Raw genomic sequence first — 26,344 nt, forward strand, 5'->3', positions numbered from 1 at the left:
ATGCCAACCAGCCGTTCCGGCGCGGTCTCCTGCAACCCACGCGGGTGCGGATGTGGGGACGTGGCCGCGACTAAAGTCACAGCGTGGCGTGAGAATCATCACTAGGATCTCGGACATGGCTGCCGCCGCCGTCAAACCCGTTCCGGTTACGCCCGCTCGCTTCCGCGCTCTCATCATCCCGCGCGAACACGGCGCCTGGGGCCTGCTGCTGATTCCGCTGGTCACCGGGGCCTGTGCCGGCCTCGCGGTGGCGCAGAACTGGATATCGCTGGCGGAGTTCACCGTCGCCGCGCTGGCGTTGTTCTGGATGCGGACTCCGGTGGAGAGCGCGCTGGGCACGTCGCCGATCCGCGCGCAGTCGGCGTCGGAATCAAACCGGCTGTTGTTGGCGATCGCGGCCCTGGGCTCGGTTGCCATGGTGTGCATCACGGCGCTGCTATGGAATGGCGCCGATCGCGGGCTGCTGGTCCTGGGCGCGGTCGCCGCCGTCGCGTTTGTCGCGCAGGCGCTGGTCAAGCGCCGCGGCCGCAGCGCGCGCATGCCGGCGCAAATGATCGGGTCGTTGGGCCTGACCGCCGCCGCGCCCGCCGCCTGGTACGTGCTAACCGGCCAACTGGATGCACGCGCTTTCGGGCTGTGGCTGGCCAACTGGATCTTCGCCGGAAACCAGGTCCATTTTGTCCAGCTCCGCATTCACTCTGCCCGCACCGCAAGTCTCGGTGAAAAATTTCTGCGCGGGCGCTGGTTCTTCTTCGGGCAACTCGCGATGGTCGCCGCGCTGCTGTTCGCCTGGCGCGTCCACCTCCTGCCTGGATTGGCGTTGGTAGCCTTCCTGCCCCTGCTCGCACGCGGATTCCTGTGGTTCAAGTCCGGCGCGCAATCGCTCGCGGTCAAACGGCTGGGCTGGACCGAACTTGCCCACGGCGTGGCTTTCGGCTTGCTGCTCATCGCCGCCTATCGCCTGTAATGCGATCCTTGGCGAACGCCGGACGCTGCATTTCTGCTTATCCCGGCGGCCACTTCATGTCGCGCCCGCCCAGCAGGTGGAGATGCAAGTGGAAGACGGACTGGCCCGATCGCGCGCCGACGTTGTACACGGTGCGGTAGCCGTCCTCGATGCCGCGCTCGCGCGCAATCTGCGCCGCGACCAGGTGCGAATGCCCGATGATCTCCGCATCCTCCGCTTTCGCTTCCTTCAAGCCGCGAATGTGCTTCTTGGGAAGAATGAGCACGTGCGTCGGCGCCCGGGGGTGAATGTCCTCGATTACCAGCACCTGCTCGTCTTCGAAGACCTTCCGGCACGGCGTCTTGCCGGCAATCATGTTGCAGAACAGACAGTCGGACATAAAAGAAAGTGGTCAGTCGCTAGTGGCCAGTGGCCAGCAAGACCGTTGAAGATACTAACGATGGCGAGGGTTGTAGATCAAATTTGACCACTGACCACTGGCCACTGACCACTGACCACTGGCCACTGACCACTGACCACTCTAATCCAGCCTCACCAAAAACGTGTGATCATGCGCCGCGGGGCTGCTGTCGGCGACTTCTTGCGCGCGGCGTTTGTCGTCACCCTGCACGCGGACCCTCACCCACCAGTCGCCGACGGGGCTGCTGAAGGCGAGCACTTTCGCAGTGTGATAGCGCCGGGCGAGTGTGCTCTGGATGCGGCGCGCCTCTTCTTCCTCGGGAAAACCGCCAAGCTGCACCGCCCAGCGCCCGCCGGTGCGGATCGTGGCCGGCGCCTGCAGCACTTCCAGCTTCACCAGCGCGGTGCCGCGGCGCCAGACATCAATCGCCTTGGCGGCGGCGGCGGAGAGATCGATGATGCGGTCTTCCACGAACGGGCCGCGGTCGGTGATGCGCACCGTGACACTCTGCCCGGACTTCATGTTGGTGACGCGCACGATGGAATTCAGCGGCAGGGTCAGGTGCGCCGCCGTGAGCGCGTTCATGTCGTAGGTCTCGCCATTGGCCGCCTTGCGATTGTGAAAGGGCGCGCCGTACCAGCTCGCCTTTCCCATCTGCACGAACAGCGGTTTCACGTTCGGCTCGAAAGGAGGCTGGGTTTCCGCCGGAGTCTCAGCCGTTGCAGGCGGAGGTGGCGTCGGAACCGGCACGCGCGCCTGCTTCTTGTGTCCGCAACCCAGAGCACCGAAGAACACAGAGACACAGAGACACAGAAGGAAGAATCGCCGAATGCCGAATGCCGAATGTCGATTATGGAATTTGTGGAGGGGCCACGCGGCCATCGGCCTGCGGCCATCGACTACCGACGTTTCTTCTGCGTCTGTTCCAGAAAGTCCGCGAACTTCTCGATTTCCTTCGATGCCCGGCGCAGTCCGCGGCTGGAGTGCTGGCGAACTTCCGGCACCACCTCGTCGTTGAGGTAGCGGATGAACTTTTCGGTCTCCTGCTCCAGCCGGCGGGCAGCTTCTTCCAGCTTGCGTCCGGCGTCCTCGAAAGCAGGTCGCGGAGAACGGCGTTTGTCGGATTGAGTCATTGCAGTCTTCCACGCTCGCAGCGCAGGGCCAGGCCCATTCATTATCAGCCTTACGAGATTGCACAATCAATCGCTCGTACCTCTTGCGTTACTGAGGTAGGCTGCGGAAGGACCATATTCCTCCCGGTGCCAACTCCCCGATCAGATGCGGCTTCCATCCGAGGAGAACGAGCCCACCAATTCTCCTTGTTTTCAAGCAGTTAGCCGCTCAGTTGTGGACCCCGTTTAATGCACATGCGCTCCACTGGACAGCCAAATCCTCCCTTTTCATGCTTTATGAATGAGGCAGCACGCCAGAAGCCGCTACCATAGCCACAGTGGGGCCGCAGTGTGCCGGGCCGTGGGGCCGGCGTGCGGGAGTTTCTCCATCTGCGATGGGGTGCATTTCATCTCTAGTTGGTTGTGGTTGTGCCACCGCGAAAGGGTGATTGACGATGCCAAAGCCGATCAAGTTTGTCGAGTTGGGGTTGGTGTACGCCGCTAAGGCGGCCTGGGGGGTGTTTGAATTCGGCAACCGGTTCAACCAGAAGCCCTCCTTCACGCCCAAATGGTCCGACAAACCTCTTCTGAAATCCTACGAAAAGCAAAAACCGCCGCTCGGTTGGCCGCGCGCCACTGACTCGCTGTGCCCGAAGTGCGTTCCCGAGATCCGGCAGCAGATCCTCGACGGCAAGCTGCCGCACGAGATCCTGCTCAACGAGAAGGTCGGCGAAATCAGGGCGCAGATTATCGAGCGCGACGGCAAGATCCTGATGGTCAAGGATTGCCCCAAGCACGGCCACTTCGAAGACGTCATGTCGATTGATTCGGCGATGTTCAAGCACATCGAAGCCGTCTTCCCGGGCCGCGACATGCGCTCCCACAACGACGAGAAGCTGCACCACCACGGCACCAGCACGGTGAAGTGGGGCCGCGGCGCCGTGCTCACCATTGACCTGACCAACCGCTGCAACATGATGTGCGATCCCTGCTTCATGGACGCCAACCAGGTCGGATTCGTGCACGAGCTGACGTGGGAAGAGATCAAGACGCTGCTCGATAACGCCATTTCCATCAAGCCGAAGCGCCAGATGTCGGTGCAGTTCTCCGGCGGCGAGCCCACGCTCTCGCCCTATTTCCTCGACGCCGTGCGCTACGCGCGCAAGGTCGGCTATACCTCGGTGCAGGCGGCGACCAATGGCATCGAGTTCGCCAAGAGCAAGGAATTCTGCAAGCAAGCGGCGGAAGCGGGCCTGCGCTACGCGTACTTGCAGTTCGACGGCATCGGCAATGCCGCCAACGCGCACCGCAAGGTCGGCAACCTGTTTGACGTGAAGTTGAAGGCGATCGAGAACCTGTTCGAAGCGGGCGTGGACATTGTGCCCGTGGTCACCATCGTCAACGGCATCAACAACGAGCAGGTCGGGAACCTGGTGAAATTTGCGCTCGACAACCCGAAGGTGATCTCGTTCATCTCCTTCCAGCCCGTCTCGTTCACCGGACGCGACGAGGCTATTACCGACGATCGTCGCGCCGCGCAGCGCTACACCCTGTCGCACCTGGCGCACGACGTTAAAGACCGGACCGGCCTGGGCGAACCCGCGCGTGATTGGTTCCCGCTTTCCTTCATGGGCACCTTCTCCGACTGGGCTGACCTGGTACACGGGCCCACCGCCGAGTGGGGGCAACTGAGTTGTGGCTGCCATCCCAATTGCGGCGTCGGCATGGGCATCATGGTGGACAAGATCACCAAGGAAGCCGCGCCGATCACTGCATTCATCAATGCCGACCAGTTTGCCAAGGACGTCGCCAAGGTCACCGACGGCGGCCGCACCAAGTTCTGGTCATCGGTCGGAATGGCGCTGGCGCTGATGCGCAACTACAACCCGTTCACCACCACCACCCACTTCACGATTTTCGAGTTCCTGAAGAAGCTCGACAAGAGCTTCGGCGTCAGCAAGAAGGCGCAGAGCGGCGGCTATGGCAAGGTTAGCGCCGACCGCACTCTGGAAGACGTGGAGAAGCGCCGCAACGACCGCTGGAACGTCCTGTTCGTCGCCGGCATGTGGTTCCAGGACCTCTATAACTACGACTTCCGGCGCACCGAGCAGTGCATCATCCCCTACGCCACGCAGGAAGGCGAGATCAGCTTCTGCGCCTACAACACCGGCGTGGGCTGGCGGAACATCATCGAGAAAATGCACATGACCGCCACCCTCACCAAGTGGTACGAGGAGCACGGGCGGCACGAAATCTTTGCCGGCGGCAAAAAGGTCTCCATCAGCGACGGCGTGCAACTGAAAGCGCTCAAGCTGAACAGCGACCTGATCACCGAAGAAGAGCAGCACGATCTCGAGCACCTGGGCATCGCCAAGAACGCGCGCGAGGAGAAAACCCGCGCCCGCGACGCCAGGCAGAAGAACGATCCCGCCTACAACCAGAAGATGGAAAAGTTGTACCGGGAAGTCGTGCTCAAGGAAAAGCAGCCGGAAGGATTCATCCCGCTCACCACTCTCGTGCCTGCAAACGGCAATGGCAACGGAAACGGCAATGGCAACGGGAACGGTCACGCCAAGCACGAAGAGCACGAGGCCGTGCTCGGCGACTGAATTCTGGGTGTCACCTCCGTACAGGCCGCCGGAAATCCGGCGGCCTTTTTTCGGCTCAATCCTGAGTTGTTGTCATCCCGAGCGCAGCGAGGGATCTAGGTTTGCTCGGTGTACTGCACTGAGGCGTCGCATCGCCAGCGAGCTCAGACATCATTTCTGCTGAAGCTGTTGCCCCATCTTCGCCCGCAACTCCTGCCACGCTTCCTGCGCCTGCTGGGTGGGCGCAGCACCCGCCGTGTCCACCACCTCGAGCAAGCTTGCTAGATTGTTGAGCGTCCGGGCGAGCGGGTTGGCTTCTCCGGGCGTCTGCGCCTGCTTTGCCGACGCAAGCTGTCCGCGCTGCTCCAAAGCCGCATACGCCTGCTGCATTGCCGCACCAATCTCGGTTTCCAATTCGAACTGCTTTTGCAGGTCGGCGGCACTGACCTTCAATCGAGGGTCGAGTTTCACCGCGAGCGGCTGCGAGTAACTCTTGCCGTCAATCGTCATGCGCACCTCGTACTTGCCCGGCATCACCAGCGGCCCGCGCGGCGGGCTATTTACCCCAACCCCGTAGACGGCGGAGATGTCGTAATTCTTATGCAGGCTGGGCGGGTCGGGATAACGCAGGTCCCACACGAAGCGATGCTCGCCCGCGGTCGTTTCCACTCTCGTCGGCGCGACAAACCAGGAACTCGTGAATGCCACATTCCTATCCGCCTCGAACGGCTTGTCGGCGGATGAGAACCGCCGCACCAGCTTTCCGCTGGCGTCCAGAATTTCCAGCGTGACTTCCTTCGCGGGTTGCGCGAGATAGTAGTCGAGGATCGCGCCCGCCGGCGGATTCTGCCCGGCCGGTTCTTCTGGAGGAAGCGGCGTGTCACGGCCGACGTCGCTGCGCACGCGCAGCGCGGTCTGCGGCGCGAACAAATACGCAGCGGATTTCGCAAGCTCGGTCGTGATCTGCCGCAGCGGCGTGAGGTCATCAAGAATCCAGAACGACCGCCCATGCGTGGCGATCACCAGATCGTCGTCATGCACCACGAGATCATGCACCGGCACGATCGGCAGGTTGAGCTGCAACGGCAGCCAGTTGTCGCCGTCGTTGAACGAGACATACACGCCCATTTCGGTAGCCGCATAGAGCAAGCCCTTGCGCTTGGGATCCTCGCGCACGGCGTGCACGAAAGCGGGCGTGCTGATCCCAGCCGCAATCGGCTGCCAGCTCTTGCCGTAATCGCGCGTGCGATAAATGGCTGGTGCGTAGTCATCGAGGCGGTGCCGGTCCACCACTGCGTATGCGGTGCTGGCGTCGAAAGGCGATGCCTCGATCATGCTGATCTTGCTCCACGGCTGTAGATCGCGTCCGGTCCACGTGTTTCCCCCAGCGCGCGTAACGAAAATCCGCCCCGTGTCCGTACCTGCCCAAATCACATTCGCATCGAGCGGTGATGGAGCGATGGTGTACACCGCGCCATAGCAGCGCTCGATTGCGTTCCGCGTGTTGGCCGGCTCCTTCGCAACCGAGGGCGGCCGCGCCACATCGGCAGCAGAGCATCCCGTCAAATCCGGGCTGATCGGCTGCCATGAATTTCCGCGATCGGTGGACCGCAGAACATACTGCGCGCCCATGTAGAGCGTGTGTGTATCCTGCGGCGAGAACACCACCGGCGACGTCCAGGTAAAGCGCAGCTTGCGTTGGCTGATCTCCTCGCCGAAGCTGGTGACCGCGGTCGGCGAAATATCCTGCGACTGCCCGGTGATTTTGTCGAAGCGATAGAGCCGTCCATAGGTGTCACCGGCGTAGACGGTGTTAGGGTCGGCGGGGTCGGGTGCGATGTAGCCCGCTTCGCCTCCGCCAACGGAATACCAGTCGCGATAGGTGATTGATCCGTAATCGCTGCGGCTGGCGGTCGCCACCGTGCCGCTGTCCTGCTGCGCGCCGTAGACGTAATAAGGAAACTGGTTGTCGGTGGTGACGTGGTAGAACTGCGCCGTTGGCTGGTTGAACCATGATGTCCAGCTCTTGCCGCTGTCCACGCTCACGACCGTGCCCTGATCGCTGGCGACAATCATGCGCGCGGTGTCGTCGGGATCGAGCCACAGAAAATGATAGTCGTCGCCGCCGGGCGCGCCCTTCAGCGCGGCGAAGGCCTTGCCGCCGTCGCTGGATTTGTACAGCGCCACATTGGGCACATAAACGACATCCGGGTTATTCTGGTCGGCGGTGACCTCGCCGAAATACCATTGCCTTCCGAAGATGCGCCTGTCGTTGCTCACCCGCCGCCAGGTTGCGCCGCGATCGTCGGATCGATAAAGTCCGCCTTCGTTGCCGTTCAGCGTGTCGAGCAGCACGTACACGACATTGCGTGACGTCGCAATCCCGGCGCGGCCCCAATCGGCGGCGGGCAAGCCGCCTCCTTTGATCTGCGTCCACGTCGTGCCGCCGTCGGTGGATTTGTAAAGCCCGCTGCCGGGACCCTGGATGGGCGCGTAGGTGCTCCATGGCGGCCGGTGAGCGTTCCACAGCGTGGCATAAATGATCTTTGAATTATCGGGATCGAATGCCAGGTCAATCGCGCCCGTGTTCTCGTCTTTGAACAGGACCTTTTGCCAGGTGCGGCCGCCGTCGGTCGTGCGGAAGACGCCGCGGTCCTGGTTCGGCCCGTACGCATGCCCCAGCGCCGCCACAACAACAATGTTCGAGTCCTTTGGGTCAATCAGTACCCGGCCGATGTGGCGCGTGTCTTCCAGGCCGATGTGCCGCCAGGTCTGTCCGGCATCGGTGGATTTATACACGCCATTCCCGAAGGAAATGTCGGAGCGGATGGACGCCTCGCCGGTGCCGACATAAAGGATGTTGGCATCCGAAGGCGCCGCCGCCAGCGACCCGATCGAGGCGATCGGCTGCGCATCGAAAACCGGGAACCAGGTGCGGCCGCCATTGGTCGTCTTCCACACTCCACCGCCGACCGCGCCGAAGTAGTAGACGTCACGCTGGCCGCGGATACCCGTGGCCGTCAGGCTGCGCCCGCCGCGGAACGGCCCGATCATGCGCCAGCGCATGCCGGAGTAAAGCGTAGGAGGGATGTTCTGGCTGGCAGCACGAACGGAGAAAACAAGGAGAGCGAGCATCAGCCATGCGGCGCAACCGGCAGATTTTTGACGGAGCATAGGTCGGAGTACGAAGTATACCAACCGCGTCCGTACGCTGGCTGAGAGCTGAAAGCTGACAGCTGGCAGCTTGATTGTGATCCACCTCACATTCATGCGTGACGAACCGGCATTCGCGGCCGGTTTCCGGGTGTGAACGGCCCTGCCGCCGCAGCGAACGGCGGCGGGCCGCATTGGAGCGGTTTTGGGGATTTGTCCCCGCCGGGGTTCTAATCAAGCAGTCAGCGGAAGTGTGCCGGACCGCCGGTCCGCCGATGCCGAGGACTAGCCAAGCGAGGAGGATCCTGCCTTGAGCACGCAAACTATTCCAACATCGCCGAAACCGGCCTTCGCCCCGGGCCGCCGCGCGCAATTCAAGGTCATCCAGCCGCAGACGACCTACACCGGTTCGCCGATCACACCCCTGCAAAAGGGCCTGCCTCGGACCACGCAATCGCTGTGCCCGGAGTGCAGCGAGTTGATCGAGGCGATGTTGATCGAAGACGAGGGCAGGGTGTACATGGAGAAGTCCTGCGCCGCGCATGGCCGTTTCCGCGACCTCATTTCTCCCGACGCGAAACTCTATCTGAAAATGGAGAACTGGCACTTCGGCGACAATCGCGGCCTCAAGAACCCGGCCATTCGCAACGCCACGCGCTGCCCCGAGCAGTGCGGATTGTGTTCCATGCACATCTCGCACACCGTGCTCGCCAACGTTGATCTCACCAACCGCTGCAACCTGACCTGTCCCGTTTGCTTCGCCAATGCCAACGTGCAGGGCTACCTCTACGAGCCCGACATCAACCACGTGCGCCGCATGCTGCAGGCGCTGCGCGACGAGCAGCCGGTGGCTGGACGCGTGGTGCAGTTTTCCGGCGGCGAGCCGACCATCCATCCGCAATTCTTTGAAATCTGCGCCATGGCGCGCGACATGGGCTTCTCCCACATTCAGGCGGCCACCAACGGCATCCTGCTCGCCGACCTCGAGTTTGCGCAGAAGGCGAAAGAGAACGGCCTGACCACGCTGTACCTGCAATTCGACGGCATCTGCGACGACATCTACCGCCGCACCCGCGGCGCGTCGTTGATGGAAAAGAAGCTGGCGTGCATCGAGAACTGCCGCCAGGCCGGCATCAAGATCGTGTTCGTGCCCACCATCGTGCGCGGCATCAACGATCACCAGATCGGCGACATCGTGCGCATGGCCATCAGTAACATCGATTGCGTCTCCGGCATCAGCTTTCAGCCGGTCGCCTTCACCGGGCGCATCAACCGCAACGAACTCGAAGCCAAGCGCTTCACCCTCGGCGACTGGGCGCATGCCATGGCCGATCAGACCGGAATCTTCGATCCGTACCAGGATTTCTTCCCGCTCTCCTGCGTTTCCCCGTTCTCGCGGCTGGCCTCGTCGATGCGCGGCGAAGAAGTTCCCACGCTCACCTGCAACCCGCATTGCTCGATGGGCACCTACCTTTTCATTGACGATAAGACCAAGACCGCGGTGCCCGTGACCCGCTTTATTGACGTCGGCGGCATGCTCCAGGACATGGACGAGTTTTCGCGCTCCACGCGCCGCTCCATCCTGCAGATCTTCACCAAGGTGAAAGCGTGGAGGTCGCTGCGGCGCCACTTCAAGCCGCAATTCGCGCCCCCGGGGCTGACCTTCGAGAAATTTCTCCAGACGCTGCAGGGCATGACCGACAAGAAACTCGGCCGTGACGGCATGGATGGCCGCTACACCTACCGCACCCTGCTGGTCGCGGGCATGCACTTCATGGACCTGTATAACTACGACGTCGAGCGCGTGAAGCGCTGCGTCATTCACTACGCCGCGCCCAACGGACTGATCTACCCGTTCTGCGCTTACAACTCCGGCCCCACCTTCCGCGAGAAGATCGAGAAGAAGTACTCAGTGCCGCTGGAAAAACCGCTTTGCAAGTTGTGAGTGTGAATGCGTTTCCCGGGAGGGATCTGCCCGCTTACTCCATACTTGCGGTGAATCGGCTGGCCGAAGTGGGAAGTATCCGATGAACGCGAGAATTTCAGTGGCTCTGGTGTTGTTGGCTTCACTGTCAGCCGCGGGGCAGCAGACTTCCCGTAATGCGCTGCCACCACTCCAAACAGTGCTTAGCCGCGACGTTACGCAGAGTTGGATGCTGGCGGTTACTTCCAACGACCTCAGCGTTAAAGCGAAGGGGTCCAGTCATCTAATTCCGGCTGCTAAGCAGTACTTCGACACATCATCGACCGAGCGGCAACACGTCCTCTTGCGCGCACGGCGGGACGCGGTTATGCATCTCGCCGGCGCGGACGGCGTGTTGGGGTCGTCGGATTTTGAAGGGTTCACCTATGATCCGGCCGATGTGCCATTCCGAGTTGCCGCTCACGCCGGAGCACCTGTCTTCATTGTGGTTGGACTCGTGATCGAAACTACGTTCAATTCCCGCTTGACAACGCCAAGGGGCCGTGCGTCCACCGTCGCATCACGCCACGCTCTTCCGGCCTTGGCCAGGATCGCCCGCGAGAAGAGTTTGGGGGTGAAATTCTGCGGCGTCCAAATCCTTTACGGTGTGCATGACAGAGACGCTCTTGATAGTGTCGGTGAGGCCGTCACGATCGTTGTGCCTCTGGTCTCTGCCTTGGCTTTTGCAGAAGGTCGGTTAAGCGAAGATCGGTTGGTCCGCGCCGCCGATGCCTATGTCACCTCGATGCACGCCGGGACCTTTCGGAAGGTCGAATTACAGCCCGAGTAATTGCGTAAGTCGTTCTTCAGTAGCGAACACCCACAACTCAGAACTCACAACTCACAACTGCTGTTACAATCCCACCCATGTTCAAACGCCTCAGCCCCATTGCCCTGCTGTTCATCTTCACGCCGGGATGCAACATGTGGAGCAAGCCGGCCTCCGGCTGGACCGGCGCCACCGGCGGCGAACAGATCGAGAAGCTTTTCTGGAAGGATGTGCAGGCCAGGAATTGGGCCGAGGTAGACCGGCGTGTCGCCGACACCTTCGCCGCCACCGGCCCGGGCGGGACCATGGACCGCGCCGCCTTCCTGCGCGATCTGCAAAAGGCGCCGCTGGCCGATTATTCCCTCAGCGAATGTACGTCCCAGCTCAATGGCGGCGACATGATGGTCACCTGCACCCTGCGGGCGAATTGGGCCGGCCAACCCTCGAATGCCTCGACGCTGAGCGTCTGGCAGCAACTGAAAAAGGGCTGGGTCATGGTGGCGCATTCGGAGAGCAAACTCGGCGGGTAAGGCTCCCGTGAACACCACCACCTCTCCCGCCGATGTGCCCCTTCCGTGCGCGTAGAATGCGCGCCATCAATGGAGCTTTCGATGGCGCACGGCTAGAACACCTGTTGGAACCCAACGTCCACTACATCGCGGAACTTGGGAGTTCCGGGCGGTAACTTCGTCAGGTCCAGGAAGTCCTGATCGAAAGTATACTGACGCCTCGGCGGCGAGTAGACCGTGTTGCAGCACTTGAAGATTCCCGTCGCGTACTGCGAATAGTACAGGCTCACCATCGATCCCATGTAGTTCGAGTTGGTGCCGCCCCAGTTTTCCAGATAGCGCAGGAAATTGTGCACACCGCCGTCGGTGCCGTAATCCGGCGGCACGGGGGGTGTTCCGCCCCACGTCGGCAGGGGGAAGTTGATATTTTTCCCCGATGCAATCGCAACCCGGAAGTAGGTGGTGGCCCCAGTGCGGCCGGCAACGTCCGTCGGACTGGTAAAGCTTTTCAGGTCGGTCCAGTTAATGGAAAGGAGTGTCACGGTGTCGGCAATCACGGCGGAGGAAGCGTGCGCGCCGGTGAAGTTCCAAGTGCCAATATTAGTACAACCCGCACCCGTGCAGTTCGCGGCGTTGGCATTGTAGTCGCCCAGGATGTAAGCCGGGTTCTCGGTGGCCAGGGTGAAACCACCGCCGCCAACGGGCGTGGAATCCCAGCGCACTGGAACGTTGCCCTGGCTGCCGTCGACCAGTCGGACCGCATGTCGCGCACCGGAGATCCAATTCTTGCGCGCCATGTTCATACAGTTGACAGAAGTGTTCGGGTTGCCGGAGTTAGCTGCGCCAAAGCCCAGGCCAAGGTCCGTGGCGCCCCAAACGTCCAATTTGCCGTTGCCGTCCGCATCCTCGCCGGTATCCGGGGTTCCATTCGGTGTACCGGCGGCGACGGCGGGATTGATCACGTCTTCAAACCCATACTCGCCGTTCTTCACACTCCCGGCGTTTGGATTGGCCAACATTCCGCGCCGATCCGAGAAGTACAGCACGTATCCGTTTTGCGTCACTGCTTCCGTCGACTTACCGTTGGTGCCGGTCGTGCCATTGAGCCATCTTTGCAGGTTCTTGACGTCAATTTCGACCGCGTTCATCACGCCGCTAACAAAGCAAGTCGTGGAAGCGCGCTGATTTTCGCGCAGTTCGCCTTCGCGAGCATCATAGAAGTTAATCGGATACCAGTTGTTGCGGGTGGCGCTGGTGGCGTCGTTTCCGTCGCCGTAATAGACGCTGTTCGAGTGGGTATCGGTCTGTGCTTCGGCTGGCTTCTCAATGCCCTTGCTGACCACGGTTTGGTAAATACAGGCTGGCTGGCGAAAGCCTCCGCAGGGCGGGTTGGTAGCTACTTGTGCACTGACTTGAACCCCATCCACCCGGGGGTCCAGGGAACCGTTTCCATTGCGATCTGCCGGCTGCTGAAACAGCAGGATTGCATTGGGATGCACCAGATTGGGGGCGGCGGCCGTGGGAGGAGTCAGGCCGCGTGCGAATCCCAGTTCCAACCACTCCTTCGTCACCGGCAAATAGGTGCCGTCGGTTTGGCGAATCTCCACCCGCAAGTAGCCGTCGATCAGATTCCATGTGGTCGGCGGAGCCGGTGGAACGGAGGGAGCGGGGGCCACGGGAAGTAACGCTGCGGCCTGTGCCGCGGTCGCGAAACAGGCCGGAGGGGCGGTCGGATTGCCGGTGCTGACGAATGGCGCATAGCCCGTGGTGGGCACCGTAAAGACCGCGGCCTTGGCGTTGGTAACATTAACCGGCAGCGTCTCGTAGTTCAACAAGGTGAAAGCGGCGCTCGCCGGTGCGGGGGTCGACGGCAAAGTTGTCCAATCGGCGGGTAGGCATCTCAGAGTGCTAAGAAAGGCATTGGTGCCCTGCCACCCGCTCGGGTCCTGCACCGCAGTCGAGGCTTCGGCAAAGTACGTCATGTACGGCTTGCCCGAACCGGAAGGCATGGCGGGCAACCCGGCTGGCACTGCCGCCGGTACACCTTTACTGTAATCAGGGGTGGACGCATTGGTCTGCACGTTAGCCAGGCGGATATTATTGGCGTCGCTGGCGCCTCCCGGAGAGAGTTCGGCGGGATCATCCGAGAGCAGCACGCGAATTTGTGCCTGATTGTACAAGCGCGATTCACCCAAAGCCGAAGTCACCGCCTCGCCCGCTGCCGGACGCCGCAAAATTTCGATAGGATTAACGCCACTCTGCACAAATGACAGGGACAGGGGCTTGACGCCGGTGCTGCCGCTCAAAATTATGCTGTGATAGGTTGACGTCGACACCGAAGTCCAATTGGGGTTGACATGGCCCGTTCCGCCATAGGTAGGGGTCGGACCACCAATCGAGCTGCCCTCGTTCGTCGGGGTTACTTGAAGGTTTCGGCATGCTGGTTTGGCGCCGTCACATCCGGCGGTCGTCGTCGGAATATAGACGGGTGACGTGCGGCCCTGGGCAACCGTACCCGCTCCATTCGCTATCTGGTCGCGGACCACATCTCCCGCGGCGCGGATGAAGGTGTGGAAGGTGAGGGAGGCCTCATCGGCCAGAAACAGATTCCCATTGGTCTGCGTACGACCGTTGAAGTCGAAAGCAGGACCGGGGAAAAAGCTGAGATCGCTTTGGGAAAACACTCCAAATTGGAAAACGGGGATCAAGGCCACTTCAACCTGACGGACCATGCTCACTTCTTCGCCGCCGGGCCGGTCCGCCGTCACCGTCAGTTTGAGAGGGACGATCTGTGCGATCAGGCCCGCGTTGGGCCCTTGACTGATGGTCTGCTGGCGCATATCAGGAGGCGTACAGGTAGATGGACGTCCAGGGGGATCTGGGAGCACGGGGCTGGTGATCCGGTATCCTAACGGGGCGTACGTCACTCCCACGTCCGCAGCCGAGGGAAACCCGTTTTCCAGTTTTATAATGTCACACCAATTCGGGGCGGCATTGAGCGTATATAGGTTACCGAGGTCGGCAGTGAGTTTTTCCATACCTGCCTCAGCTCCGTAATAGGCCAAGTTGTTGCCCGAATCGGTTTTCTGCAGGCGCTGATCGGTATTCACCTTGATCAGGACGGCAACTGCCAATGCCGACATCAGCAACAACAACAACAAGGCCGAGATCAGCGCAATACCGCGCTGGGCGTGGGTGCGATGCAAGCGTAAATGTTGGTCTGTCATTCCTGAAACCTCAGTTGTAACGGTCGTGGAAGCTCAGGTTGCGCGGACCAATGGAGGTGGTGAGGGAGAAGTGGTCGTAACCTCCTTGAGCATTGGGACGGGGGGAGCGCACCGACATGGTGATGTTGATTTTTCGAATCTGGTTCGGTACCGCAACGGCAGGAGATCCGACAGCCGCGTCGGGCAAGGCTGCCGTAAGAGTGCTGGTGTTGGTGTCGAAGACGTCGTAGGTGAATTGCAAATCCTCAATGTGGTCCGCTACCGGCGTCGGAGTTCTCGCACCAACTTGCCGCATCAACTGCGTATCCGGACCGTTGGGAGTGGTGATCTGCTGGATGAAGTAGGTGATCATCATGACGCGAGAAACGGTAATCGCAGGGTAATAGGGAGCGGCTCCGGGCACCGGGCTAAACTCCAAGGACTTGATATTGCCTGCGGTAGCGCCGGACTGGTTCATGTTCAATGGATCAAGGTTGGCAAAGGAGATCACGCCGGTGGCGGCGACATAGTTGGTCACCACCCCGACCGCAGCGCCGGTCGAATTCTGCAGCAGCAACACGTCGCCGACATTCAACCCGACATCGGAAGCATTGAGCGCCGGGGTTGTGCCGGCCGGCATGGTAATGCTGCTGCCATTTAGGGCAGCCACCTGAGTGGGGTAGGCACTCCAGTTCAGCCCAGGGTCAATGTAGGTGATGACAATAGCGTCACTCGCTCGCACTACGTTCGGCCCGACGCCGTTCGCAGGAGTGACCTTGTATAAGTATCCTTGCGTAAAGGCGTTGCCCGCCGTCAGGTAGCATTTAATGCTGTCGCAAGCGAATTTGGGATTCGTCCCGGAGGCTGCGCTGGGAATGGGAATCCCCCCAATGGGGATCCCGGTCCCTGCCTGGTTCAAATCACGCGCCAGTTGATTGGCCGCCCCTCTGAGTTCAGTCTGCATTTCCGACTGTTGATTCACAATCGTGGAGACTTGCACGGACTTCTGGTACAAGCTCGTGGCCGCCGCCATCACCACCAGCATGACGGCGATGGCAATCATCAGCTCGACGAATGTAAATCCCTTTTGCTTCATGGCGCTTACGGGTAACGAGAAATGAATCCGGTGACTACGTAGTCGCGCTGTGGACGTCCGGGACTGGTCACCCGCACCGTGACCGCGAGGCGCCGCAAGTCCGGATTGGTGCTGCCATCCGCATTCGTAACACTTGTGATCAGGATCTGGCGCCGGTAGTTAACCAACGGGACGGTTACATCGTCGGCGGTGCCAAGCTTGCCATCGGGACCGGGCAAAACGATGCGATCCAAAGTGGTTGTATCTTGCGCAGTTCCCACGATGCCGTTAGCCCCGGGCAAATATAAAAGCTGAAACCCGTCATTGAAGATTCCGCCGTTGGATACATTTTGGATGTCAGAAAAGGCAATCGCGGTATCATTGCGGGCGGCGTACACGCTTTCCAGCGCCTCACGCGCCTTTTGCTTGGCGACCAGATCCTCGCGCGAGTACCGCGCTGCCGATACCGCCTGCGCAAACACGGCCAGAAGGGCCATGAGGCCCACCGAGAGAATTACCACGGCGAACATGACTTCAATCAGGCTGAAGCCGGGCGAGGGCTTCGCCCTGGTTGGCGGACCCGATGTTGGCAACTTGTTCATTCGGTCCATACCTTCGCACCACCGCTCTCAATCAGACGCCATCCCTTGACGCGCCCGGTGGCGCCCAGAACCGAAACGGCACGGCTGGACATCAATTCACCCGGCCGGGCGACGTACACCACCCCATTGTTGAGGCGATTTGCCGAATCCAGGGCTCGACCGTCGGGCTGAAAAAAAATTTGCGTGCCACCGCCCCCAAAATCCAAATCGAAATCAATCGCCGCTCCCGTCGTCGGCAAGGAGTCCGGGGTCGTTCCGCTGCCCGAGGTCGGGATTCCCGTAATCGCGATAAATTCTGTGTCCACGGGCAAGTCGATGGTGCTGACGAAAAGGAACGACTGGATGTTGGTGGCTGGATCCACCACCACCTGATCCAGTTGAATGGTTCGAGAAGCCAGGAAGCTGAGGCGGTATTTCCTCCGTTGGTCAATCGCGAGCCCGCGAGCATTGCGGACTTGGCCGAGAGTCGTCTGCAGCGCATTTTCCGCTCTTGCGCTCTTCAACACGGGCGTGAACTGGATGAGCGCTCCCGCAGTGATGATCAGCACGATTGCGATCACCATGATCAGCTCAATGAGGCTGAATCCCCGCTGCGCTTGGCGACACTGGTTCACCCTATGCACCCCGCTCAACGTCGCAAATTTATCCCACTTGTCCGGGCAGCGCAAGAGCCAGCCCTTGACCAAAGTAGGGGTACCTCGGTTCTGGGCTATCTCGCAGAAAGGCTTTGGTAATCCTTCGGCCTACCAGACAGCAGGTGTAAACCACTGAAAAAGAAGATCGTTGCTGTCTCGGGTCCCTCCAATCTGCGCACCACCAAAATCCCGTCGCTGTCCGCTTGCCCAACCGGTGCGCGCCCCGTCCACTGAATGGACTCAATAGCATCGAGACGAATGGGAGCAACGATGCCAAGCTCCGGCAGAACGAGATCGAATCGCAGCCGGCCGTCGGCGAACAGCACCAGGCGGCCCGAACGGCCGTCGGCTCCATCAATTCTCTTCAGGATGTAGGCCACCCCGCCTGTTGCACTGTTAGTAAACGAGACAGGGATGCGGCCCGTCGACCGCGACCCGCGCTGTTGCATCCACGACAACGCACCGGGTTCGAAGTCAGCCGGTTGTGCCAGGCGCCATTGCTGAATGTCCGGTATCTGCGCGGCCTCGTCCCCTGAAATCCCGGCCGGATACAGTACCTGCGGTGCAGGGGCGCGGGGCGCTTTATGGGTTTTAGCAAGAACAAATAGCGAAAGAATCAGCAAAATCGGGATGCCGACATACGCAATGCGGAACCAGTTCCATTGCCGCGCAAATCCTGAGCCGGCCTTGGTGGCGGCTCCGCCCGGCATTTGTGCCGTAGCGTCGGCGATCTTCACCATGCCTTCGATCCGGCTGAGGACGTGTTGGTACACGCGATCCTCCGGCAAAACCAACTCGCTCAGCTCCAGGGTCCGATTTTCCAATGCGAGCAATGTTGAAATCGAGGAGCACAGCTTTTCGACTTCCGACATCACGTTAGACGTGAATACGATCCTTGCTTCCAAAGGGTGGTCGGTGCTGATGCGAAACCGTGCATCAAACCTCGGGTCGGCCGTGTGCAACGGCACTCGGCCAACTTCGCGCTGGTTCCGCGGAATGCAATACAGCGTAATTCTGGAAGGGATGGACATCCTTATATTGAGACCCGGTTTCAGATCCGACCGGGAAAACCGCACGGAAACCGGCCAGGAATGCGCATTCCCGCGGAGTACGACGTCTTCGCCGTCACGGTCGGCCTTGCCGTGAATCGCTGCACCGAGCAACCGCACATCGTGGGCGATCTGCCTGTACCCGCGCAATCTGAACTTGCCGAGCAAGACCTCGACTATGTACCCGAGCAATAGGATTGCTACTGCAAGGAAGATCACGATCGGCGCGCGTGTGTCCATGTGGCCTCGCCGGCGGCGCTAGGGAAATCCGCCAGGCAGGAAAGTTACGGCACTGGTCTTGCTGGTAATTCTATTCCACAGTGTCAATCTCGCAGAGCCATCATCGACTAGCGAATGAATAGCAAACGGGTTCTTGCCGGCAACCGGCACATGACCTGCATAACACGGGAGATGGCTGCTGCGCAGGGGTGGAGGCGAAAGGGGAGAGCGAACCTCCCGGGACGGTCGCTGTCCAGCGGACCGATTGCGCGTGGGGGGACCGAGTTCATACGTGCCTCTCCATTGGTCATTTGGGACGTTCGTACTCAACCGGATCGACATAACACTTCCGTAACCACGTTTTCGTGCGCCGTCGTGGTACCCGCCGGTAGTTATTGCTACCATCCGTCTTGTGCCCCGCAGAAGCAACTACAAGGCGCTGACCGCTCACGATATGAACTACCGAGGCAGGAAGATGAAAACACTTCTATTGGCAATCGCTGTACTGGGCTTTGCCTCGCCGGCAATTTGGGGGCAGGAAGCCGCGCTTGGAGACGTCGCCAAAGCCTCACGCTCGCACACCGGAAAAGCCGCCAAAGTGATCACCAACGATGACATACCCAGCAGGCCGCCCGAAGTGCAGCCCGCCGCGGCGGCGAAAGATGATTCCAAGCTGGTGGCGAAGAGGGCTTCTGCTGCGGGGACAAAGCCGGCAAGCTCTGCCGAGGATGGTGTCCCGTGCCCAGCCGACCAGTTGCCATACTTATTGGATCAGCAAGGCTCGATTCAATCCGGGATTGAAGTGTTGAAAGCAACCATCGCCTTCGAGTCGGATCCCAACCGTCTGGTCAGCACGGAAGCATTGTTGAGAAACGAGACCGCGAAACTCGCGACCCTGCAACAACAGATAGAGGCAGCCAGGAAAAGCGCTGCCAGCCCGCCCGCCAATTGCATCAAGGCGCCCGCAAAAGATGTGGCCGATACTTCAGGAGACAAGCAGCCGGAGGCACGATTCGCGCTTGGCGCAAGACCGGCTCCGGCGGCAAGTCTGAAGTAGATGTTTCGCGCCCCGGTGCGCCCGCTTGGTGGGGCTTACTTTCGGGAGTTGAGCCGCGCAAAGAGTGAATCGGTCCTCGCCTCCGGCACCCTTGCAGGCGCCATCCTTCAGGGCGACCGCATCATCCACCGCGCCATCGTAAAGTATGATTGACAATTACAATCTTGACAGTTCCATCGCGAAGGCATAAAGGTTCAACCCTGCAATGATGAGCACCAGGGCAAAGTTGGTATTGCTCGCCGCGTTCGTGGTGATTATTTTCCTCGTCTGGTTGGTCTATGTCGCGGGTACGTAGAGGCTGCCCACCGGACTTCTTGGCCCACCTGCAGGTTACTTTCGGAATCCAGCCCGGCATCCGTCCCTTGCTAACTGTGGTACAAGAGACTCGAGATGCCGACCTTTGACGCCAATGTCATGAACGTCCAGCAGCGGTTGGGACGCCGCCTCAACGCGCAGGAGCTGCGTCTGCTGCAATTGTGGGACTCGGTCACGCAGTCCGAATCCCGCAACTCTCACGGCGCCGCGGAACAGCAGGACGGTGACGAGCCGCCCCAGGAACAGCAGCACGAGGGCCGGTTCAAGGTCGCGTTCACCAGCGGCCACTTCGAAGTTTTTTTTGTTTGCTCCTCGGTCTTGTTTCGTGGCGTGGCGATAGACAAAAAAGAAGATGTGATCAGCTTCCTGACTCAGGCCCCCATCAGCATCGATGAGTTGCTGGTCAAGCAGGCCATTGCGGGTGCGGAACGCTTCCGGCCCACCCAGATCCCGCAAACCGTCAACGTCCCCGACGTGGTCTTACGCAGCATGGGCTTCGAGAAATAAGCGCTGTCCGGGTCGGGCCCGTCCAGCGGCGCCACGATGTAGGAATCGCCGGGCAGCAGCCCCTGGATGGATGACTTTGCGCCCCCGCACCTTTAGAATGCGCGCAACCTCTTGCCCACCAACCCTATTTCGTTGACCTCCGCCGAGCAGCGCATGGTTCGCGCCGCCCTTCTGCGCTGGTTCGCCGCCCACCGCCGCCCTTTGCCGTGGCGTAAAACCTGTGACCCCTACCGCATCTGGATTTCTGAAATCATGCTACAGCAGACCAGGGTCGGCGCCGTGCTCGAGCATTACGCCGAATTTCTCCGCCGTTTTCCCGACCTGGACTCGCTCGCCGCCGCCAGGCTGCATGACGTGCTGGCCGCCTGGAGCGGCCTCGGGTATTACCGCCGAGCCCGAGCGCTGCACCGCGCGGCGCGCATCATCGTGCGCGACCACGGCGGTAACCTGCCTGGCAACGCGGACGCTCTGCAATCTCTCCCCGGCATCGGCCGCTACACCGCCAGTGCCATCGCCAGCATCGCCTTTCATGAACCTTGCGCGGTGGTGGACGGCAACGTCGAGCGTGTCCTACGCCGCTTGCTCGGTTGGCGCAAGCAACCCCTGTCGCGAATCTGGAATGCCGCCCAGCAATTGCTCAGCCGGCAGTCGCCCGGCAACTTCAACCAGGCGATGATGGAATTGGGCGCGCTCGTCTGCCTGCCCGTATCCCCGCGCTGTGAGGCCTGCCCGGTTCGTCGCCTGTGCGCGACCTGCGGTCCGCTCCAGCGTCCCGCCAGGCCGCCGCGCAAAACCGCCGAGATCACCTACGGCCTTGCCGCCCGCGACGATCGTGTCTATCTCGTCCGCCGTGGCCGGCGCGAGTCGCTTATGCCCGGCATGTGGGAGCTTCCCCAACTCAACGGCGATTGTGCCGGCAACGGTGCGGGCGATGGTGCCCCACATCTGCCGGGGTTCGGCGGATGTGGGTCCTTGAAGCCCGACTTCACCCTCCGCCACTCCATCACCGTCACTGACCACACCGTCCACGTCTGCCGCGTTCCCGCCGCCGGTCTGCGCGGTGGCCGCTGGTTTCGGCTTCAGGACGCCCCGACTCTTCCCCTCACCGGATTGGCGCGCAGGATTCTCCGCCGCGCCGCACTGATTTAGAATCATTGCTTCAACACTGGAGCCCGATATGTTCGGTAAGTGTTGAGTCTCAGCTTCAGCCGTCTCCCGCTGAAACTGAAACTGAAACTGAAACTTGAAACTGTCTTTCGGAGGTTCAGGATGCCTGCGCTCTCCGCGGGAAAAGCGGCGCCCGAGGTTTCGCTTTCCGACATGCGCGGCAAACAGTTTTCCCTGCGCGACGCCCTTCAGCACGGGCCGGTGGTGCTGGCCTTTTTCAAGGTCACCTGCCCGGTGTGCCAGTACGCCATGCCGTTCCTGGAGCGCATTTATCGCGCGCACCGGGGCAAGGCGCAGATCGTTGCCGTGTCGCAGCATCCCAGGAAAGAAACGCAACTGTTCCTACGCGAGTACGACATCACCATGCCGGTCCTGCTCGACGTTCCCGAACACTACCCGGCGTCGAACGCCTATCACCTGACCAACGTGCCCACGGTTTTTCTCATCGCGCCCGGAGGCAAAATCGAAGTCTCCAGCGTGGGTTGGGAGCGCAAGGACATCGAGAGGATCAACCGCCGCGTCGCCGAAGAAGCCTCGCTGCCCGTACCGGCGCTGTTCCACCGTGGAGAAAGCATTGTCGATTCCAAGCCCGGTTGAGGCTCGCTGAACTGACCCGCGGGTCGCGGGCAAGAAATTTAGTTGGAGCGCGTTTGCCCTCGAACGCGAATCCCGGTTGGATGGGACGGAACGACACTGAGGTTCTACGGGTATGTTGGACGATCGCATCCGAGTATGTATGACGATTGCCATCTGAACTATGCATGATGATCGCACCCGAATATGTTGGACGATCGCATCATCAGCCCGCGAAGCGGGCGGAATTCGTTAGCCCACCGCGGCAGCGGTGGGAAACCTGGCAACAAGAATTCCGAGCGCCAGCGGCGCGGCACTGTCTTGAACTGATTCTGAAGATTTACGAATTCGTAACAAGGACCTAATGCGAAAAACCGCTCTCTTAATTGTCATCCTCGCACTGACCACCGCGCCGCTGCTCGCGCAAAAGTCCACAACCTCGAAACCGAAGCGCGCAACCTTGCAAGCCGCTGCCCCGGCAGCGCTGCCGCCTGCCGCCGCCGCGGCCATGAAATCCATTGACCCGCAGCGCATTCGCGCCCATGTCAAGTTTCTTGCCAGCGACCTGCTGGAAGGACGCGGCACCGGCCAGCGCGGTGGCGACATCGCCGCCGAATACATCGCCACCGAGTTGGAGTCCTATGGCCTCAGGCCCGCCGGCGATAACGGCACCTACATGCAGAAGGTGCCGATGGTCGGCATCCTCACCGAACCTTCCACCAGCCTCTATTTCTTGCAGGCGGGCAAGACCCAGAAACTCAAGCTGGGCGACGACATCGTCGCCATGGATGAAACCCAGAACGAGGCCGACGACCTTGATGCCGACGTCGTCTTCGTCGGCTATGGCATTGAGGCTCCCGAATACCAGTGGAACGATTTCAAGGACGCCGACGTCCGCGGAAAAATTCTGCTGATGTTCGTCAACGAGCCGCCCTCCGACGACCCCAAATTCTTCAAGGGCAAGGCGCTCACCTACTACGGCCGCTGGACTTATAAATATGAGGAGGCGGCGCGCAAAGGCGCCGTCGGCGTCATTCTGATCCACCAAACCGACATGGCCAGCTACGGCTGGGACGTCGTCAAGAACTCCTGGGGCGGCGAGCGTTCCTACCTGCGCGCCGACGGCCAGCCCAAGCTCAAGCTCGCCTCCTGGGTGCAACTGGAAATCGCGCGCAAGCTGCTGGCCGATTCCGGCCAGGACCTGGAAACTCTGCTCAAGCAGGCGCAGTCGCGTGACTTCAAGCCCATCCCGCTGCCCGTGCGCGTGCAGGGCCATCTGGTCAGCAAGATTCGCCCCTTCGTTTCACAAAACGTGATCGCCATGCTGCCCGGCTCCGATCCCAAGTTCAAAGATCAGGCCGTCCTCTACAGCGCTCATTATGACCACCTCGGCATCCATCCCGAGCAGCCGGGCGACAACATTTACAACGGCGCGGTGGACAACGCCACCGGCTGCGGCATCCTGCTGGAAATGGCTCGCGCCTATGCTTCCGCGGCGCAGCATCCCAAGCGTTCCATTCTGTTTGCCTCCGTCACCGCCGAGGAACAGGGCCTGCGCGGCTCCGAATTCCTCGGCAAGCATCCTCCCGTGCCGGCGGGAAACATCAGCCTCGGCCTGAACTTTGACGGCATCGCGCCCAACGGCATCGCGGAGGAGATCGAAGTCTCCGGCGCCGAGCGCACTACATTCTTTCCCACCGTCGAGGCCACCGCCAAGGAGTTCAACCTCGCTATCAAACCCGATTCCAATCCTTCGGCCGGCTATTACTACCGCTCCGACCACTTCAGCTTCGCCCGCGTCGGCATTCCCGCCTTCTCGGTGAATGAAGGCATGAAATTCAAGGGACACGATGCGGAGTGGGGCATTCAGCAAGAGCGCGAGTACAACGCCCAGCGTTACCACCAGCCGAGCGACGAGTTCCATGCCGACTGGGACTTCTCCGGCCTGGCGGAGGTTGCTCGTTTCGGCTTTAATCTCGGCTGGAAGGCCGCTACCGAGACCCAGGGCATCGGCTGGCAGCCCGGCGACGAATTCGAGGCTAAGTCTTGCGGTCGATCAGTCTCTCGGTCGCTCAGTCACCGATGGACTAATCGGCCGATCGAGCGAAGGACCGCAGGAAACCCACGTAACATTCTCCTGCGCGTCGACTCGTGCTAACCTCTTGCACCGCAAGCGTCCCCCCGCTTCGCACCCATGGCGAAGTTCCCGTTTCTCCAGCGCGAGAGCTTGTCCGAACTGGCGCGCCAGGTGTCGCTGACCGGTTACGTTCCCAACCTGGAGCTCGCGGGCCTGCTCGCCGGCATTGATAACGTCCGCCACGATGCCTACCTCAGCCCAACGTTGGTCGACGTCGTTCGCCAGCATGTTCACCGCCTCATCGCCCGCTACGGCAACGTCGAAGATCTGGTTGGCGCCGACGCTCCGGGAACTCCGCAGATCGCGCCGCCGACTTTTCTCTGGGGCAAAGGGGAGCCACCGCGCCCGCTGCCCAAACCCGGCGCCGATCCCGCCGATTTCAAACGCTTCGTCACCGACTTGATGATCCTGGCGCTCAACTGGGCCAAGGGCGACGGCAATGCCAGCCTCGACCTGCTCGCCCGCCTCGCCGTCATTAAGCTGCTGCGCTCCGAACTGAGCGCGCAGTTTAATGCCATCCTTGGGCGTCTCCGTGCCCGGCAGGGTGAGTACGAAGGGCCGCGCCAGGCCGCCATCCAAAAAGGCATCGAGATTCGCGAGCGTTGCGCCGCCTTCCAGCTCGCCAAGCGCCAGTTGCTGCGCAAGGCCGGCCAGGAGCTGCTTCAGACTCTGCGCGAAGTCGAAAAGGAAACTCTGGCGCGCATGCGCCGTGCCCTGTTCGGCGCCGCCGATCTTCCCGCCTACGTCCTGCTGCTCAACCGCCTGATGTTCACCGAGGACGGCCGCGACGACTACATCAACGCCGAGCACTATGTCATGGTCGGCAACTTCGATCGTGACCCCGACCGCTTCGCCACCCTGCAGGAAATCGCGCGCCTCTTCCTCGCCTCCCTCGACTTGCCCGTTCCGGAAGGCCAGGACCACCTTGATCTTGACTCGCTGCTCAGCGTCCCGGAAAACGCGCAGGAGCTGGTCGCAGCCGGAACCCCCGAAGAATCCACGCCCAAGGGCCGCGCCCAGAAGGCGCTGCTCGCCGCCTGGACCGACACCCTGGAGCGCAACGGCGTCATGGACCACATCATCGCCGCCTACGAAGCCGCTTCCTTGCTGGCCGAATATTCGCCTGTCATCCACCCTCAGCAGCTCAAGAACGCGCTCATTAACCGCACCGAGCGCACCCGCGTCGAGCGCCTGCTGGAGCAGCACAGCCGCCTCTCGCCGGCCAACTTCGAGGTCGCACTGCGCCGCCTCAACAGCTACCGCGCCGCTGATCGCGCCAAGGTTGCCGGCCAATTCCTGCGCGACTTCATCTGCTACCATCGCGATCTCCGCAGCCTCGAGGCCCTGAACCGCGCTCTCGACACCATCAACATCATTGGCAGCGACCGCCTGCGCGAGCTCTCCGCCATCAACAACACCCTGTACGAGTTCCTCCTGCCCCAGGAGCAGAAGCCCGCCGAAGACAAGCTGGCCACCCACGTTGTTCTGAAAGCCGACGTGCGCGACTCCACCACCCTGATCCGCACCCTGATGGAGCGCGGTCTCAACCCCGCCTCCTACTTCAGCCTGAATTTCTATGATCAGGTCAACAAGCTGCTCCCGAAATACCAGGCCACCAAGGTTTTCATCGAGGGAGACGCCATCATCCTGGCGCTGTTCGGCTACGAGGGTAGACAGGGCTTCCCGGTCGCGCGCACCTGTGTCATGGCGCGCGAGGTGATTTCCATCGTGCACGCTTACAACCAGCTCTCGCGCAAGGACGGCCTGCCCACCCTGGAACTGGGCATCGGCATCTCCTTCCAGGACTCCGCCCCCATGTACCTCATGGACGGCAGCACGCGCATCATGATCTCCAAGGCGCTCAACGAGAGCGACCGCCTCTCCTCCTGCAACAAGGGCGCGCGCCGCTTTCTCGCCGACGCCGAAACCCTGTTCAACGTCTTTTCCTTCAAGACGGTCGAGGACGAAGACACCGGCGGCAATCCCGACGAGTTCCTCATGCGCTTCAACCTCGGCGGCGTCAACTTGAGCGAATCCGCCTTCCTCGCCCTGCAACACGAGATCTCGCTGCAGACGCACGAAGTCGAGCTGCCGACCTTATGGGAGAAAGAGCTCGTTCATCTTCACAGCGGCTTGGTGCCGCTGGGCGGCGGCATGTTCCATCGCATCGTCGTGCGCGAAGCTTGCATCCCGCGCATTGACGCCAGCGACTTTTCCTTCAAGTGCTGGACCGACCTGAAGTATTACGAGGTGTGCACCAACGAAGCCATCTACGAGTACGTCGAGAGCCACCTCTCCCAATCTGCCCACTCCGCCAACATCGGCGACTGACGCGCGTGCA

The 26,344-nt window shown here is 61.1% G+C and carries 20 protein-coding genes; 11 read left to right on the forward strand and 9 right to left on the reverse strand.

All coding sequences use genetic code 11. The features are described 5' to 3' along the window. Positions 1-115 precede the first annotated feature (115 nt). Positions 116-967, forward strand: coding sequence for a YwiC-like family protein (locus LAN70_17885; GenBank protein MBZ5513021.1), 852 nt, complete (start codon positions 116-118; stop codon positions 965-967). A gap of 37 nt (positions 968-1,004) precedes the next feature. Here the strand turns inward: LAN70_17885 and LAN70_17890 are convergent, their stop codons facing one another. The 3 genes from LAN70_17890 to LAN70_17900 form a co-directional block, all read right to left on the reverse strand. Continuing rightward, a complete protein-coding gene (locus LAN70_17890; GenBank protein ID MBZ5513022.1) occupies positions 1,005-1,346 on the reverse strand; it encodes a histidine triad nucleotide-binding protein in 342 nt (113 codons plus the stop codon). 141 nt (positions 1,347-1,487) lie between these two features. Then, positions 1,488-2,249 carry a septal ring lytic transglycosylase RlpA family protein gene (locus LAN70_17895; GenBank protein MBZ5513023.1) on the reverse strand — a complete coding sequence of 254 codons (762 nt, stop codon included), beginning with the start codon at positions 2,247-2,249 and terminating at the stop codon, positions 1,488-1,490. A gap of 17 nt (positions 2,250-2,266) precedes the next feature. After that, positions 2,267-2,500, reverse strand: a complete 234-nt coding sequence (locus LAN70_17900) for a hypothetical protein (protein ID MBZ5513024.1) — start codon at positions 2,498-2,500, stop codon at positions 2,267-2,269. 434 nt (positions 2,501-2,934) lie between these two features. Here LAN70_17900 and LAN70_17905 point away from each other — a divergent pair, with 434 nt between their 5' ends. Continuing rightward, on the forward strand, positions 2,935-5,088 hold the full coding sequence (locus tag LAN70_17905; GenBank protein ID MBZ5513025.1) for a radical SAM protein: 2,154 nt from the start codon (positions 2,935-2,937) through the stop codon (positions 5,086-5,088). A gap of 150 nt (positions 5,089-5,238) precedes the next feature. On the opposite strand, the gene LAN70_17910 is transcribed toward LAN70_17905, so the two are convergent. Continuing rightward, a complete protein-coding gene (locus LAN70_17910) occupies positions 5,239-8,202 on the reverse strand; it encodes a hypothetical protein (GenBank protein MBZ5513026.1) in 2,964 nt (987 codons plus the stop codon). 343 nt (positions 8,203-8,545) lie between these two features. Between LAN70_17910 and LAN70_17915 the strand changes: the two genes are divergently transcribed. From LAN70_17915 to LAN70_17925, 3 genes are all read left to right on the forward strand, one after another. Beyond that, entirely contained in the window at positions 8,546-10,165 is a 1,620-nt protein-coding gene (locus LAN70_17915; GenBank protein ID MBZ5513027.1) for a radical SAM protein, read from the forward strand. An 82-nt stretch (positions 10,166-10,247) separates the two neighbouring features. Beyond that, positions 10,248-10,973 (forward strand): hypothetical protein, encoded by a 726-nt coding sequence (locus tag LAN70_17920; GenBank protein ID MBZ5513028.1) that lies wholly within the window; start codon positions 10,248-10,250, stop codon positions 10,971-10,973. Between the two features lie 77 nt (positions 10,974-11,050). Continuing rightward, positions 11,051-11,482, forward strand: a complete 432-nt coding sequence (locus LAN70_17925; GenBank protein MBZ5513029.1) for a nuclear transport factor 2 family protein — start codon at positions 11,051-11,053, stop codon at positions 11,480-11,482. A gap of 92 nt (positions 11,483-11,574) precedes the next feature. Here the strand turns inward: LAN70_17925 and LAN70_17930 are convergent, their stop codons facing one another. From LAN70_17930 to LAN70_17950, 5 genes are all read right to left on the reverse strand, one after another. After that, positions 11,575-14,688: a hypothetical protein gene (locus LAN70_17930; GenBank protein ID MBZ5513030.1), complete on the reverse strand. Its 3,114-nt coding sequence runs from the start codon at positions 14,686-14,688 to the stop codon at positions 11,575-11,577. Between the two features lie 10 nt (positions 14,689-14,698). Further along, positions 14,699-15,763, reverse strand: a complete 1,065-nt coding sequence (locus LAN70_17935; GenBank protein ID MBZ5513031.1) for a prepilin-type N-terminal cleavage/methylation domain-containing protein — start codon at positions 15,761-15,763, stop codon at positions 14,699-14,701. Positions 15,764-15,768: 5 nt separating this feature from the next. Further along, the gene (locus LAN70_17940) at positions 15,769-16,344 is read right to left on the reverse strand and encodes a prepilin-type N-terminal cleavage/methylation domain-containing protein (GenBank protein ID MBZ5513032.1); all 576 of its coding nucleotides are present in this window, start codon (positions 16,342-16,344) and stop codon (positions 15,769-15,771) included. After that, positions 16,341-16,907 (reverse strand): hypothetical protein, encoded by a 567-nt coding sequence (locus tag LAN70_17945; GenBank protein ID MBZ5513033.1) that lies wholly within the window; start codon positions 16,905-16,907, stop codon positions 16,341-16,343. Before LAN70_17945 ends, LAN70_17940 begins: the two co-directional genes overlap by 4 nt. 146 nt (positions 16,908-17,053) lie before the next feature. After that, on the reverse strand, positions 17,054-18,268 hold the full coding sequence (locus tag LAN70_17950; protein ID MBZ5513034.1) for a hypothetical protein: 1,215 nt from the start codon (positions 18,266-18,268) through the stop codon (positions 17,054-17,056). A gap of 454 nt (positions 18,269-18,722) precedes the next feature. Here LAN70_17950 and LAN70_17955 point away from each other — a divergent pair, with 454 nt between their 5' ends. From LAN70_17955 to LAN70_17980, 6 genes are all read left to right on the forward strand, one after another. Then, positions 18,723-19,304 (forward strand): hypothetical protein, encoded by a 582-nt coding sequence (locus LAN70_17955; protein ID MBZ5513035.1) that lies wholly within the window; start codon positions 18,723-18,725, stop codon positions 19,302-19,304. 390 nt (positions 19,305-19,694) lie between these two features. After that, a complete protein-coding gene (locus LAN70_17960; protein ID MBZ5513036.1) occupies positions 19,695-20,126 on the forward strand; it encodes a hypothetical protein in 432 nt (143 codons plus the stop codon). A 153-nt stretch (positions 20,127-20,279) separates the two neighbouring features. Beyond that, positions 20,280-21,275: an A/G-specific adenine glycosylase gene (locus LAN70_17965; protein MBZ5513037.1), complete on the forward strand. Its 996-nt coding sequence runs from the start codon at positions 20,280-20,282 to the stop codon at positions 21,273-21,275. Positions 21,276-21,395: 120 nt separating this feature from the next. Next, a complete protein-coding gene (locus LAN70_17970) occupies positions 21,396-21,890 on the forward strand; it encodes a TlpA family protein disulfide reductase (GenBank protein MBZ5513038.1) in 495 nt (164 codons plus the stop codon). A gap of 340 nt (positions 21,891-22,230) precedes the next feature. Next, positions 22,231-24,024 (forward strand): M28 family peptidase, encoded by a 1,794-nt coding sequence (locus tag LAN70_17975; GenBank protein ID MBZ5513039.1) that lies wholly within the window; start codon positions 22,231-22,233, stop codon positions 24,022-24,024. Positions 24,025-24,060: 36 nt separating this feature from the next. Next, on the forward strand, positions 24,061-26,334 hold the full coding sequence (locus LAN70_17980) for a hypothetical protein (GenBank protein ID MBZ5513040.1): 2,274 nt from the start codon (positions 24,061-24,063) through the stop codon (positions 26,332-26,334). Positions 26,335-26,344: the final 10 nt, after the last annotated feature.

Source organism: Terriglobia bacterium (assembly GCA_020072845.1).
Classification (GTDB): Bacteria; Acidobacteriota; Terriglobia; order Terriglobales; family Acidobacteriaceae; genus JAIQGF01.

Coding starts and splice junctions, on each gene's coding strand:
- LAN70_17940 (MBZ5513032.1), bottom strand. CDS start 16,344: ATGAACAAGTTGCCAACATCGGGTCCGCCAACCAGGGCGAAGCCCTCG.
- LAN70_17980 (MBZ5513040.1), top strand. CDS start 24,061: ATGGCGAAGTTCCCGTTTCTCCAGCGCGAGAGCTTGTCCGAACTGGCG.
- LAN70_17955 (MBZ5513035.1), top strand. CDS start 18,723: ATGAAAACACTTCTATTGGCAATCGCTGTACTGGGCTTTGCCTCGCCG.
- LAN70_17960 (MBZ5513036.1), top strand. CDS start 19,695: ATGCCGACCTTTGACGCCAATGTCATGAACGTCCAGCAGCGGTTGGGA.
- LAN70_17975 (MBZ5513039.1), top strand. CDS start 22,231: ATGCGAAAAACCGCTCTCTTAATTGTCATCCTCGCACTGACCACCGCG.
- LAN70_17890 (MBZ5513022.1), bottom strand. CDS start 1,346: ATGTCCGACTGTCTGTTCTGCAACATGATTGCCGGCAAGACGCCGTGC.
- LAN70_17970 (MBZ5513038.1), top strand. CDS start 21,396: ATGCCTGCGCTCTCCGCGGGAAAAGCGGCGCCCGAGGTTTCGCTTTCC.
- LAN70_17905 (MBZ5513025.1), top strand. CDS start 2,935: ATGCCAAAGCCGATCAAGTTTGTCGAGTTGGGGTTGGTGTACGCCGCT.
- LAN70_17900 (MBZ5513024.1), bottom strand. CDS start 2,500: ATGACTCAATCCGACAAACGCCGTTCTCCGCGACCTGCTTTCGAGGAC.
- LAN70_17885 (MBZ5513021.1), top strand. CDS start 116: ATGGCTGCCGCCGCCGTCAAACCCGTTCCGGTTACGCCCGCTCGCTTC.
- LAN70_17895 (MBZ5513023.1), bottom strand. CDS start 2,249: ATGGCCGCGTGGCCCCTCCACAAATTCCATAATCGACATTCGGCATTC.
- LAN70_17910 (MBZ5513026.1), bottom strand. CDS start 8,202: ATGCTCGCTCTCCTTGTTTTCTCCGTTCGTGCTGCCAGCCAGAACATC.
- LAN70_17945 (MBZ5513033.1), bottom strand. CDS start 16,907: ATGGTGATCGCAATCGTGCTGATCATCACTGCGGGAGCGCTCATCCAG.
- LAN70_17930 (MBZ5513030.1), bottom strand. CDS start 14,688: ATGACAGACCAACATTTACGCTTGCATCGCACCCACGCCCAGCGCGGT.
- LAN70_17965 (MBZ5513037.1), top strand. CDS start 20,280: ATGGTTCGCGCCGCCCTTCTGCGCTGGTTCGCCGCCCACCGCCGCCCT.
- LAN70_17925 (MBZ5513029.1), top strand. CDS start 11,051: ATGTTCAAACGCCTCAGCCCCATTGCCCTGCTGTTCATCTTCACGCCG.
- LAN70_17935 (MBZ5513031.1), bottom strand. CDS start 15,763: ATGAAGCAAAAGGGATTTACATTCGTCGAGCTGATGATTGCCATCGCC.
- LAN70_17920 (MBZ5513028.1), top strand. CDS start 10,248: ATGAACGCGAGAATTTCAGTGGCTCTGGTGTTGTTGGCTTCACTGTCA.
- LAN70_17950 (MBZ5513034.1), bottom strand. CDS start 18,268: ATGGACACACGCGCGCCGATCGTGATCTTCCTTGCAGTAGCAATCCTA.